The sequence below is a fragment of the Paenibacillus nitricinens genome (assembly GCF_052056485.1).
GTDB lineage: Bacteria > Bacillota > Bacilli > Paenibacillales > Paenibacillaceae > Paenibacillus_AQ > Paenibacillus_AQ nitricinens.
Map to the genome: position 1 here is coordinate 5,375,625 of NZ_CP183948.1, position 13,098 is coordinate 5,388,722.

The window sequence follows — 13,098 nt, forward strand, 5'->3', positions numbered from 1 at the left end:
GTGCAATCTCCTTATTCATTGTTTAAATATAAAAAGTATACCCTAGCTACAGTTCTAGCCTTCTACACGATAATGGCTCTTGATCCGGTGGATGACTTTCAGTTCCTTAAAGTGACGCAGCACTTTGTTCATACTCGCTTTACTCGCATTATGAGTAACAATAATAATTTCCGCGTCAGGATTATTTGGATTGGCTTGCTGAACTACCGAATCCAGACTCACATCGTACTCGGCAAACACTTGAGTAATCTTGGCCAATACGCCTGCTTTATCGTCAACGTGCAAAAGAAGGAAGTTCTTATAAAAAATATCCTCATCACTCTTAAGCTTTTTCTGCTTATAAGGTACGATCTGCTTCAATCCATTGACACCCAGCTTAAGGTTCTTGATAACAGCTACCAAATCAGCGACGACCGAGGTTGCAGTTGGCATAGCGCCCGCTCCCGCACCATAGAACATAGTCTCTCCGACAGCTTCACCATAAACATACACTGCGTTGAACACACCATTAACGGAAGCCAATGGATGACTTGCCCGAATCAAGGTTGGCTGAACACTGATACTGAATGCTTCATCCTGACGTTCAGCAATGCCTACCAGCTTAATTTCGTAACCGAGACGCTTTGCAAAAGCGATATCGGCTTTACTCACTTCTGAAATCCCGCTCACACTGACATCATGAAGCTCTACGTTAGTGCGGAAACCTAAGGTTCCGAGAATCGCCATTTTGCGGGCAGCATCCAGCCCTTCAACATCGGAAGTTGGATCAGACTCTGCATAACCCAGATCCTGCGCTTCTTTTAACACATCACTATAGGATGCGCCTTCTTGACTCATTTTGGTTAGTATGTAATTAGTTGTTCCATTCACAATCCCTATAATCTTCATGATCTTATCGGAAGAAAAGCCTTCGATAAGCGTCCGAATAATCGGAATACCACCCGCAACACTAGCCTCATAAAAGACATCACATTGCTTTTCTTGCGCCTTAGCCAGAATCTCTGAACCATGCAGCGCCATCAAATCTTTGTTCGCAGTGACGATATGCTTACCGTGGTCCAAAGCTTCAAGAATATATTCCTTTGTTCCATCGATACCGCCCATCACTTCAACGATTACATCAATCTCAGGGTCACGAATAACCTCCCATGGATCCGTTGTTATTTTGGCAGGATCAACTTCAATATCACGTGGCTTATTGGAATTATTCACCGCTATACGCTCAATGAGTATTGGAGAGCCAACTTGACTGCTTAAATCCTCCTGATTTCCTTCCACGATACGAACTACACCTGTACCAACTGTTCCCAGACCCAGCAATCCTACTTTAACCGGCTTCATCTGTATCCTCCTAAAAGTTTTACGTATATAACTTCTCTATCCCTGTCCAACGATTAGGGCGCGCTTCACTCCCGGAATATCCTTCAGACTATCCAGCATCTCTCCGAGCTCCTCATTCAAATGTGAGATTTCCACGGAGATCACCACATTCGCTCGTCCTTGTAGCGGAATACTCTGATGAATCGTCAGCACGTTAGCCCCATGCCCCGCCACAGATCCCAGAACCTTGGAGAGCATCCCGGATTCATGTTCTAAATCCATAGAGATCGTAACAATTCGCTCACGTTCTAACTGATGGATCAGGTGAATGCCATCCTTGTATTTATAAAAAGCACTTCGGCTTAATCCTACCTGTTCTACACCTTCATGTACGGTCTTCGCATCCCCAGCTTCAAGTAATTGCTTCACCTGCATAGTCTTAAGTACGGCATCAGGTAATATGTCCTCCCGGACCAAATAATAGCGTTCTTTCACGAACGTCCTCACCTCAAAGACTTTTGTGTTTTCTTAGTGGACATTATATCGGAAAAGACTTATAAAATGCAATAACTTTATATGTATACTCTGAGGCCAGGGGGTTCGGTGCAGCAAAAGCCCCGGATTCCCGGGGCATCAGGCAATCGTATGTACGCTAACTGTATGGAATCGTCGTCCCGCAATAATCACAGATCTTGTCCTGACCCGGCAGCACCCTGCTCTTAGCACCGCAGCTCGGACAAACGATAGACTTCGGCAGTTGGACAGGTGGCTTAGACCAGATCTCCGGCAATGACTGCCGCCCAGGTGATGATGGCTGCTGGTTCTGTGATGCCCCGTAGGGCTGTACCCGTTCAGGATGAACAAGATTGGGCGGTTGTTTATCGAAGAGCTTAACGCGTCCTTCATAATAGACAATATCAGAAGCAAGTAACCCCCATCTCACCAAATACCGTAGGTCTCTACGTACATCATCTTCACTTTGTTTGACGATATCAGCTAAATTTCCAATATGTCTAACATCATCCACTATGATCAGCATGAGATACTTCTTACACAGAAAATCAAAGTTCTCGGTTGCCAAGGTAGCCCGACTTGCGAAGCTGTCGGCCGGAATTATGAAGATCACGTAGAGGACCACCAGAATGATCAATAAAGTGGACCACTTAAAATCCCCTTTATAGGTCCCCACGGCGAAGAGGACGGATAGTTCCATAAAAGATCCCATACATACATGATAGAGCAATTTGTAGTTAAATGATTTTCGCTCATTCTTATAATGAGTGCTTACAAAACTAAGGATCGCAAGTACAAACCCAAGCGGAGCAAATAAATAGGCAACCGCTATGATGATTCGATCAAAAACTGTCCGGTCTCGCTTGTTACGGTAGCGAAGGTTATTCTCAGGCGCACGCACCAGTGCCTGTGTCCGTTTGGAATAAATGAGCTTCGGCGGCAATTTTACAAATGGATTGTCTACACGTCCTTCATAATAAACAATATCTGGAGAAAGTATCCCCTGATCTTTTAAATACTCCAAAACGTCTCGGACGTTCTCTTCACTGAATCCGCGAATATCGGACAGGCTACCGATATGCCTGATGCCGTCTACAAGAACCAATGCGATATAATCATTGCAAAGATAAGTGAATCCCTCTCTCCATCCTACGGCCCTCACCCTGAATTTGATTGCGGGTATCCTAAAAATGCTGTAGATGATTACCAGCCTGATCAAGAGTGCGAAATAATCGATTTGACCGAGCAGCTTGCTAATAATGAAATAGATCGCCAATTCTAAAAAGGCACCCATACATGCATGATAAAACAGGTTAATATTGCTTGCTTTGCGCTGTCTCTTGGAATGTGTAGATAATAATCGAATGACAGCCAGTATAAACCCCACTGGAGCAAATACATACGCAAACACAATAATCGTATAATCAAACGCCGTCCGCTCATATTCGTGCTTATATATCGGTTTGCCTGTTGTTGGTGGCTGCCTTCGTATATCCAATTTACTCATCTTCTATCTCCCCTAGTTAAGTTATATCTACAATGCTCAGGGAGAACCTTGGCATTAACTGTACGATATCATTGTTCCACAATAATCACAGCTCTTTGACTGACTAGGCTGAACCGTGTTCTGTGCTCCGCAGCCCGGACAACGGATGGACTTAGGCAGCAGCGGTGAGGACTGCGGCTGAGAATGAATCTGCTGACCCGAAGCTTGGGCTCCTAAGCCTGATGTCCTTCCAGAATGTACAAGATTAGGTGCTGCCATGGATGGATCTGGCGTCTGGCGCCCCTCGGAAAGTACAATATCAATATCCAGTAATCCTTTATTCTTGAGATACTGGACATCTCTCCGTACATCGCTTTCGCTTTGACCTATCCGTTCAGATATACTGCCGACATATCGGATATTTTTAATCAGAATCAGCTCTATATAAGAAGTGTTAAGCTTAGAAAGCGTATGTTTAGCTTTTGCTGTCACATTCGCAAGAATAAGTGCCGGAATCAAAAATATGACTGCAAGGAAAATCTGGATCGTTAACAATTCGGAAGTTCCAGTGTTTCCACTCATGGTATCCACAAACATTGCAATAGAGAGCTCAACAAATCCTCCGATAAATACATGCATGATCAGATTTAGATTAGTTGGTCTCCGATGATTTTTATAATGAGTTAGCATCAAACGTAACAATGCAAGAACGAGTCCAATGGGTGTGAATAGATAAGCTGCCGCAAGAATGAGATAATCAAACCCAGTCCGATCTAATTTAATTAGAGGAACCGCTGTACTCCCCGCTGGGCTCGGTGACGGCTCTTGTATGTTCAATCTGTTCATGTAGTTATTTCCTCCTATTTAAGGGCTGCTAATTCCCGATTTCGCCGTTCAAGTGTAGCCTTAATACTGTCGGCCATTTCGTTGATTTCAGCTTGCCAGTTCTCATGTGGCTCATTTGTCATAAGCAGAAGCTTCACATGATCATGCAACAGGGCGATCTGCTGATTCATGATGTCCTCAGTAGCATACAAAGATGGATCTGATATAGGATCACTGAACTTGAATTGATCTCGTAAATTATTGAGCACTTTTATAAGCTGTTCAGTTTCGGGATTCTTCCAGCTGCTTGCCAGCGCACTGATCTCGTTTATTTCACTCTGATGCTGCCGAAAAGCTTGCATAGACCTCTGCCTTTGCTGTTCTTCACTTCCGGCATTCCATCCATAAATCCCGATCACAGCCAGCGTGATTCCACCCATTAAAAGAATCAGCAGTTGAACGGCAGCATACCACAGAGGAGACAGCTCCAGTAGCCAATCGAAGACAATAGCCGATGCGAATACTCCAGCCGCATAAATCCCCGTGATGAATGCACCGCTGAGAAGAACGGGTGAGGTCCGCTGCACACTACCTGCAGTACGGAGCCAAAAAATACAATAGCCATACACCACACTCTCCGCCAGCAGAACAGCAACTAGCGAAGTCACGAATCGAAACAGTGATTCAGAGAAGCCTAACCCTATAAAGGAGAATACCGTTAGTATTATAGCAGCCACATAAATAATGGTGATGATACGAATATAGCTTTTGCCCTTGTTCATAACGTCCTCCTTCAGCCTGCTTTTGTTCCACACTCTGCACAAAATTTTTGTCCAGGATTCAGCTCATGCCCACAACCTCCGCATTTAATAACCAAGCTATCTCCACAGTGAGGGCAGAATTTCACCCCTGGTGATACCATTTCTCCACATTTACCACAGGCTTTAGGCATTTCTTTTCCACAAGACACACAGGAAGATGTACCCTCAGGATTATCTGCTCCGCAGGTTGGACAAGCACGATAAGGATTGCCACAACCAGGACAGAACTTGGCTCCTGCTTTCAATTCATGTCCACATTCCAAACAATTGATCTTGTTTCCGGACGATGCGCTTTGCTGAATGCTCTCCAGAGCATGCCCACAGCCACTGCAGAACCTTCCTTCAACAGAATTCATAACCCCACACTTCGAACAGGAGCGCTCTTGGCGCACAACTGTAGTCCCTGAATCAAAACTCATCCCTCGGGTCATACGATTCACCATATCCATAGCCGGTCCAGCGAACCCCATACCAAGTCCAAGCCCCATCCCGGTGTTCATCATGCCTACTCCAAGATTACCAGGATTACCTGCTGCTTTTTCCATCGTGTTAAAGCCACGCTCCTGCTGATAGTTGAAGCCGATAATATCCATTTCTGCTTTTTTAGCTAAAGCTTCCTTTAGTCGAATCGTTGCCGGATCATCATCAGGAATATTAATGGAATCAATATAGAAATTATTCAGCTCAAGTCCATTATCCAGAAAAGTTGATGCTAGCCGCCCCTGGATATGCTTTGAGATCTCTGCAACATAGGCATTAATCTCCAATATACTGATTTGCTTATGTACAAGGTAGGATGAGATCAGTTCATTTATATTCGACATAAGCAAGCCGCGGAAATAATTCACGAGCGTATCGTGATCAAACTGAGGAAGCGTTCCAACAAGCTGCAACAAAAATTTGCGCGGATTATCAACCTTTACACCAAACTGTCCGAAGGAACGAACAGAAATCATTATTTTGTATTTAGGATCCTGGAGTTGTAAAGGTGCGCTGGTTCCCCATTTAACATTCATCGAATTGGTCTTGTTCACATACCATACTTCTGCTGTGAACGGCGACTTCCCACCGAAAGGAAGGTTGACGATATTAGATAAAATAGGAATATTGGCGGTGCTCAGGGTGTGCCGCCCTGCCGTAAAGGAATCAAGCACTTGTCCGCCCTTGAATAGGATCGCTTCCTGAGATTCATTAACGATTAGCTGAGTCCACGTCCCTAGCTCTTGGTTAGGATATTTCCATGCGAAAATCCCCGGAGGACCGTCGTACTTCACCACTTCTATAATTGCCATCTGCTATTCCCTCTTTCATCATCTATGATATATGAATAACGTATGCGTTCCCGGATGGGAAATTGTGTATTTCGATATTTATTGTATACGATATATATCGTGTTTTGGGTTCTTTTCATGAAAAAAATATGCTCAATATGGAAACAAGTATAAACATCTTTGACGTCCTTATAAGGACGATAAGCGTTTAAGCGAGAAATATAAAACATATAGTATTGTGTGAAACTTATACTTTCTTATATTTAAAAAAAAGCGCGATTTGTGTCTTCCTTTACAGGAGAACACAAATCGCGCTTTGTAATCAGCTAAATATTAATAGTAACTACTATTCTCTACGAACTCGAATTCGAACTCACCAATACGGACAATAGTCCCCTCTACAGCTCCACGTTTACGAAGCTCTGCATCTACACCCATATGCCGTAAAGTCCGGGCGAGCTTTAGAATCGCATCATGTGTGCTAAGCTGCATACGTTTCAACATTTTCTCGATACGAGGGCTGTTGACCACATATGTTTCATTATCACGTGTAATGGTGAATGTGTTATCATCTTCTGCTTCTAGCTTATAAACCTTACGTTCAGTTGTTCCTGATACTTCTTCAACTATCGGTGCCACCGGAATACTATCAAGAATATCCGTTGCACGATATAACAGTTCCTGAACACCCTGACGGGTAAGCGAGGAGATTGGCATAATCTCAAGATCCGGACGCAGCTCAGCTACGCGTTCTCGGAAAGAGATGAGATTCTCCTCTGACTCTGGCATATCCATTTTATTCGCAGCCACGATCTGAGGTCGTTCAATTAGAGCCGCATTATATTGCTTCAGCTCGTCATTAATGAGAACCCAATCCTCGAAGGGATCACGCCCCTCTGAACCAGACATATCCACTACGTGAATAATGATCCGTGTACGTTCAACGTGACGCAGGAATTCATGACCAAGCCCTATGCCCTCACTAGCTCCCTCAATTAATCCTGGCAGATCCGCCATTACAAAGCTTCGTCCATCCCCAACATCTACTACACCTAAGTTCGGTGTAATCGTTGTGAAATGGTATGCACCAATCTTTGGTTGAGCTGCGGATACAACTGACAGTAGCGTAGATTTGCCCACACTCGGGAAGCCTACAAGTCCCACATCAGCCATAACCTTAAGTTCCATAACAATATACCGCTCTTGGCCCTCTTCGCCGTTCTCTGCTAGCTCTGGAGCCTTATTAGCCGCTGTTGCAAAACGAGCATTCCCACGACCCCCACGACCCCCACGGGCAACAACAACTTGCTGACCATGACGAGTCAAATCGGCGATGATCTCTTGAGTATCATCGTCAATTAACATGGTTCCAGGTGGAATTCGCACGATCATATGATCAGCGTTCGCCCCATGCTGACTTCTGTTACGTCCTTTAATCCCTTTGTCTGCTTTAAAATGGCGCTGATAACGGAAATCCATCAGCGTACGCAAGCCCTCATCTACGCGGAAGATAACGTCGCCACCACGGCCACCGTCACCACCTGCTGGGCCACCATCCGGTACATACTTTTCCCGACGAAACGCAACGATACCATCCCCGCCGTCTCCGCCCTTAACATAAATCTTAGCTTTATCTACGAACATTAATGTTCACCTTCCTCACATCTCAAGCGGCAAACGCAGCTCTACATAAGCCTTGCTGGGCTTAAACTGCTCCGCTTTCATGATTTTCCCTTGTACTATATTATAAATTTGCCCTTTGAGCTGCTCGGGATTGCCATGCTCTCCCTCACCTTCGAAGGAGATAAGAATGTCTCCTCCATCCTGAATAAAGCCAAGACGCAGCTTGCGCGTTTCACCCTGAGGAGCCAGTCCGTTATATTGATAAGCTCGTACGGTCTGCATGATCACTGAAGTCAGCTCATCTCCTGCTTCCCGGTTTAGCTTCTCCTCCAGTTGCAATCCTTCCTCCACTTGAACTTCCAGTTCCAGACTAGTCCGGTAAGTTCGGAAAGATTGGATATAGAAGACCAATGAAGGAATGCCCAGCTTAGCGATACGACTATCAAGCGCTATGCGTTCCTTTATTCTTTCCACACACTCCACGGATTTATCAGGCTTTCCAAGCTGAATATATCCGTAAAGAATCTGCAAATCATTCATCCAATCATGACGATGATGATTCAGTGTCCGAATCGCCGCCTGTTGCAGAGTGTTCTCTTGTATACGCAGTTCCCGTTCCCAATGACGCTGATTCCAAATCAAACTGAAAGCAACTGTTGCTGCTACCCAAATTCCAAGCAACAGACACGTCAAAAGGGAGGTATGCCAATACACGAGTCCTAAAGGAAGCATTACGGATAACATGACTGCCCAGATTGCACTTTTCCAGGATTTCATTCTTTCTCCCCGTCCCTCAGTTCGCAAAATTCATGACTTCGTTTAGATTATTATCCTCATCAATTACCATTTCCTAGTATAACACAGCAGTTCCCTGTAGTTCACCAGAGATAACCGTGAGATTTCACATATGTTTAAGGATGTTTATGCTTTCTTAAAACTCTGAAGGTATACATTTCTAAAGTGCTCAAAGAGGTATCCACAAACACTTCTGAATATTCTACAAAAAAGCCTCCGGCACTCATGCCGGAGGCTTCTACATGCAAATATGGTTCCGTAAGCTTACGCTTCCAGTGCCGCTGCTACCGGAGCGACATCAACTGGGTATACGCTCACTTTTTTGCGATCGCGGCCCCAACGTTCGAACTTCACTACGCCATCCACCAATGCGAACAACGTATCATCTTTACCGATGCCTACGTTAGTGCCTGGGTGAATTTTTGTTCCGCGTTGACGAACCAAGATGTTACCGCCGGTTACTGCTTGACCGTCAGCACGTTTCACGCCAAGACGTTTGGAATGGGAATCCCGTCCGTTTTTTGTGGAACCTACACCTTTTTTCGATGCGAACAATTGAAGATTCAATTTCAACATGTTGTCAACCTCCTTCTTTAAATATTCACTTGCTCTATTTGAAGATACTTTCCGTATGATTCTGCGATATCATTTAGCATCACGACCATGGATTCAAGCAGCAATTGCACCTTCGCGGAAGTATCGAAATCATCAATGGAACTTAATGTTCCACTTAGGAATCCGTTCTTCATGGACGTATCCATGGAGATTCCGGTCAAAGTCTCAATCGAATTGACGGTTCCAACCGTTACGGCCGAAACTCCGGCACATACGATATCTTCGCCACGCTTGGCATAACCCGCGTGCCCTTTTACCTCAAAGCCAACGATAGTTCCTAGATCCGAAGATCGTGTAATCCGTACGTTAATCATTCCACGCACCTTCTTACGCTTGAATCTTCTCGATAGTTACTTTCGTGTACGGTTGACGATGGCCTTGTTTCTTGTGGTAGTTCTTCTTAGGTTTGTATTTGTAAACTACAACCTTAGCGCCTTTACCATGTTTCTCGACTTTAGCTGTTACAGACGCGCCGCTTACGAGCGGAGTTCCTGCAGTCAGACCACCTTCGTTAGAAACAGCCAATACACGGTCAAAAGTTACACTTGCGCCGTCTTCAGCTTCCAACTTCTCAATGAACAAAACATCGCCCTCTTGGACTTTGTATTGTTTACCGCCAGTTTCGATAATTGCATACATTTTACTTGCACCTCCTCATGTCTCAGACTCGCCTAGTCTAGGTGGCAGATTCCCGTGGGAACTGCACTTATGTACCCGATCGGAGCGGTTACAGCATGTGCAGGACCGAATGAATCAAACACATACTTGAAGATATTATCATACTTCTCGCCCATCGTCAACTCATTCCATCCATTCTCCAACTTTCCCAGTCCCTCCGCAGCACTGACAAAGGATAGGTGCGAAGCTGGCTGAATCATGTCTTGCCTTCTTCCGGGTCATCTCGAGGAGTCCAAGTCTTGTCCAACCGAGAATATGGGTTTTGGTTCGATCCTTGCAGATCACTTTCTCCAGCCGCTCGGTAACCATTTTACGGTGTATTTCTTCTTCCATATCAATAAAATCAACGATAATAATTCCACCCGTATCTCGTAAACGGATCAGACGACCTATTTCCTCTGCTGCAAGCAAATTCGTATTCGTCACCGTCTCTTCAAGCGATGCTCCTCCAATATATTGCGCGGTGTTTACGTCAATAACGGTGAGTGCCTCCGTCTCATCCCAGATCATTGTCGCTCCGCCCTCCAGCGTAATCTTGCGGCTGAAGCTCTTGTGCAGCTGTTCCTGCACCCCATAAGCTGTAAAAATGGACTCCGGTGCATTATATAAACTCACAGGCTTGTACCAATCAGGTGCCATGTCATCCAGAAATGCCTTGGCTTCCTTAACTGCAACTGGAGAATCTATAATCAACTGATCACGCTGTGGATTAAAAGCATCTCTTATAAAGCGCTGAACAATACTAAGATCACGATGCAATAGAGCTGGGGCTTCTGCAGTTTGTGCCCGACGTGTAATGTTATCCCATTGCGCACGTAAAAATGAAAGATCACCTTCCACTGCTTCATGCGGCTCATCCTGAGAGACGGTCCGCATAATAACCCCCTCTTCTTTCATTCTCAGACGTTCACCAATTCCTTTGAGCCGGCTACGTTCTGCATCGCGGCTTATTTTTTTGGATACCCCAACATAATCGGCAAAAGGCATGTACACCATCCAGCGACCGGGCAATGTATAATGGGTCGTTACACGCGCACCTTTGCCTCCACTAGGCTCTTTTCTTACTTGTACAACAATATCCTGACCCGGCTGCAAAAGCGTCTCTATAGAAGGCTTCACATCCGGCTGTCTATCCAAATGAGGGTGCAATACATCATCAACATATAAAAAAGCATTCTTCTTCTGTCCAATGTCAACAAAAGCAGCCTGCATACCTGGAAGTACGTTAATCACACGGCCTTTATAATAACTTCCGACCAGCCCTTGCTGCTGATCGCGTTCAGCCGCGTACTCCACAAGCCTTCCGTTCTCCAGAAGAGCCATTCGGGTAATGTGCTGCGTGCAGTGAACGATCATCTGTTTCATGGCTTCACCTCTGGTTTCGTTCATTCATTCATCCCTTCTAACGTTCTGCATAATTACACTACATTCCGAAGTAGGTAGATATTAAGCGCTGTTCCGGCACAACAGCAACAACATTTCCTTCGCCGTTTAATACGTAGATAAAATGATATTGATTACGTTTAAATAGACGCAATATAGCATCTAAAGGTTTCGCAGATAAGGCAACAATTGGACGAGCCACACTTCCTGTCCGCAAATGATACTCATAAACTGCCTCCCTATTCATCAAAAATGCAACGAATCGGTACGGTAAATTCCGATGATCCGTGAGATTTGAATACAGTAAAAAAGCACCGATCATAACCATATTCAGCCTCAAGCCTCCGCCCGTTCCAAGAGGCAATAGCGCATAAACAATCACAAAAATGCTTGCAGCAACGCTCACACGCCCGCTCCATAGCAAAGTATAATAATAAGGAAGAAATAAACTAACTGTAGCCTGAAGTACTTTGCCTCCGTCAAGTGGCAGAACAGGCAAAAGATTAAAGAGCGCAATAATGGCATTGGCATTTATGAAATAGATTAAAAATTCCTGATTACCATAACCTGCTTGCTGAAGCCCAAGAGCCATAACAATCATGATTCCATTTTGCAGCGGACCGGCAAGTGCAATGCCAATCTCACGACTAGCGGTGAGCCGCCCATGATCCTCAATCACCGCAACTCCGCCAAACGGAAGAAGCTGAACCGATTTAACTGTAACGCCAACTAAAAGGGCAGCCACCACATGTCCTATTTCATGAATGAGGACGATCGTAAATAAAGTAATGAGCTCCAGAAATTGTCCTGTGAGTACAGAAAACAACATAATGATTACGAACAATGGATGTAGTGACAGATCGATCCCTAAGATCCTAATCAAACGATACCACTTCTGTAGGATCAATATAAGTCTTGTCTTTCATCACTGCAAAAAATAGCGTTGGAGCTGAGGAGCCCTCTTTCTCCAGCATCCACCCGAGTTCATCTCCACTCTGAATCCAGTCATCAATCTCCAGTTTAGTGCCATTTAAATGTCCGTATTCTGCTGTTATTCCTCCAGAATGTTGAACCGCAATCCGTATGCCACCATTCAATTCTTTGGAGATAGAAAGAACCCGTCCCATGTCTATACTCTTCACCGTCACATTTGAGGTTGAATCGATTTGAGGCATAATTTCTACACCTTTTAGCGTGGAAGCAAATGGCTTCACAATGCTTCCAGCTACCGGAGCACTAAGCTCATGTTGGGCTGCTGCCTTTTGAGCAGGTTCGTCTTTGTCACCAAATATCGGTATGAACGCCGGTGCACCATTAAAATTGTCCTCGTACCAGACCCGCACTGCTGTGAAATCCATATCATTACTCAAGTTATCACTAATAAAGGCTTGGACTTTATAGGACCATGGCTGGTGAACTGCAAAAACTCCCCACACCGCTCCAAACACAAGCACACTGGCTATAACCCTTCGAATAAAACCGGAAGAAAATTTAGAACCTCCTCCTCCTGGTTCCTCCCAGCCCCCACGTCTCTCTTTCCACATCACTTCTGGATCAGGCTCTATAGATGATTGCTCCTCATTCCGCTTAAATCCCGTACCCCACTCCTTGAAGCTCGTACTCTTTTCAGGCATAACGAGTAACGGAGGCACCTCCGCGGTTTCTATATCCGGGATTTCCTCCAGCAAACTACGAATACGCTCCTTGCGGCGATTCTTGATATCTGATTTGAGATCCATATTTATCCCTCCGGACGGGCTTGTTTTAC

At 44.9% G+C, this 13,098-nt stretch carries 15 protein-coding genes and 1 other annotated feature; all 15 genes read right to left on the reverse strand.

Annotated features, from left to right (window positions below; genetic code table 11):
* Nucleotides 1-54: 54 nt before the first annotated feature.
* Nucleotides 55-1,341 carry a homoserine dehydrogenase gene (locus ACN6KS_RS24045; RefSeq protein ID WP_094873201.1) on the reverse strand — a complete coding sequence of 429 codons (1,287 nt, stop codon included), beginning with the start codon at nt 1,339-1,341 and terminating at the stop codon, nt 55-57.
* 36 nt (nt 1,342-1,377) lie between these two features.
* Nucleotides 1,378-1,815, reverse strand: coding sequence for an ACT domain-containing protein (locus ACN6KS_RS24050; RefSeq protein WP_060621882.1), 438 nt, complete (start codon nt 1,813-1,815; stop codon nt 1,378-1,380).
* 157 nt (nt 1,816-1,972) lie between these two features.
* The gene (locus ACN6KS_RS24055) at nt 1,973-3,340 is read right to left on the reverse strand and encodes a hypothetical protein (protein ID WP_440960654.1); all 1,368 of its coding nucleotides are present in this window, start codon (nt 3,338-3,340) and stop codon (nt 1,973-1,975) included.
* Nucleotides 3,341-3,394: 54 nt separating this feature from the next.
* Entirely contained in the window at nt 3,395-4,165 is a 771-nt protein-coding gene (locus tag ACN6KS_RS24060; protein WP_440960655.1) for a hypothetical protein, read from the reverse strand.
* Nucleotides 4,166-4,179: 14 nt separating this feature from the next.
* Nucleotides 4,180-4,926, reverse strand: coding sequence for a hypothetical protein (locus tag ACN6KS_RS24065; RefSeq protein ID WP_094873206.1), 747 nt, complete (start codon nt 4,924-4,926; stop codon nt 4,180-4,182).
* 11 nt (nt 4,927-4,937) lie between these two features.
* A complete protein-coding gene (locus tag ACN6KS_RS24070; RefSeq protein WP_094873207.1) occupies nt 4,938-6,257 on the reverse strand; it encodes an SPFH domain-containing protein in 1,320 nt (439 codons plus the stop codon).
* 312 nt (nt 6,258-6,569) lie between these two features.
* Complete coding sequence (obgE, locus tag ACN6KS_RS24075; protein WP_440960656.1) at nt 6,570-7,880, reverse strand: GTPase ObgE; 1,311 nt, start codon at nt 7,878-7,880, stop codon at nt 6,570-6,572.
* Between the two features lie 15 nt (nt 7,881-7,895).
* A complete protein-coding gene (locus ACN6KS_RS24080) occupies nt 7,896-8,636 on the reverse strand; it encodes a Spo0B domain-containing protein (RefSeq protein WP_076300740.1) in 741 nt (246 codons plus the stop codon).
* A 282-nt stretch (nt 8,637-8,918) separates the two neighbouring features.
* Nucleotides 8,919-9,230, reverse strand: a complete 312-nt coding sequence (gene rpmA / locus ACN6KS_RS24085) for a 50S ribosomal protein L27 (RefSeq protein ID WP_042130564.1) — start codon at nt 9,228-9,230, stop codon at nt 8,919-8,921.
* Between the two features lie 17 nt (nt 9,231-9,247).
* Nucleotides 9,248-9,583: a ribosomal-processing cysteine protease Prp gene (locus ACN6KS_RS24090; protein ID WP_042130565.1), complete on the reverse strand. Its 336-nt coding sequence runs from the start codon at nt 9,581-9,583 to the stop codon at nt 9,248-9,250.
* A 13-nt stretch (nt 9,584-9,596) separates the two neighbouring features.
* Nucleotides 9,597-9,908 (reverse strand): 50S ribosomal protein L21, encoded by a 312-nt coding sequence (rplU, locus tag ACN6KS_RS24095; protein WP_042130566.1) that lies wholly within the window; start codon nt 9,906-9,908, stop codon nt 9,597-9,599.
* Nucleotides 9,909-9,922: 14 nt separating this feature from the next.
* Nucleotides 9,923-10,008: a sequence feature (ribosomal protein L21 leader region), on the reverse strand.
* The gene (locus tag ACN6KS_RS24100) at nt 9,941-10,090 is read right to left on the reverse strand and encodes a hypothetical protein (protein WP_280788310.1); all 150 of its coding nucleotides are present in this window, start codon (nt 10,088-10,090) and stop codon (nt 9,941-9,943) included. It overlaps the preceding feature by 68 nt.
* Nucleotides 10,071-11,312 (reverse strand): Rne/Rng family ribonuclease, encoded by a 1,242-nt coding sequence (locus ACN6KS_RS24105; RefSeq protein WP_440962437.1) that lies wholly within the window; start codon nt 11,310-11,312, stop codon nt 10,071-10,073. Before ACN6KS_RS24105 ends, ACN6KS_RS24100 begins: the two co-directional genes overlap by 20 nt.
* 58 nt (nt 11,313-11,370) lie before the next feature.
* Nucleotides 11,371-12,213 (reverse strand): M50 family metallopeptidase, encoded by an 843-nt coding sequence (locus tag ACN6KS_RS24110; RefSeq protein WP_094873212.1) that lies wholly within the window; start codon nt 12,211-12,213, stop codon nt 11,371-11,373.
* A complete protein-coding gene (locus ACN6KS_RS24115; protein WP_440960657.1) occupies nt 12,206-13,069 on the reverse strand; it encodes a peptidoglycan DD-metalloendopeptidase family protein in 864 nt (287 codons plus the stop codon). The genes ACN6KS_RS24110 and ACN6KS_RS24115 overlap by 8 nt, the downstream gene beginning before the upstream one ends.
* Nucleotides 13,070-13,098 lie beyond the last annotated feature (29 nt).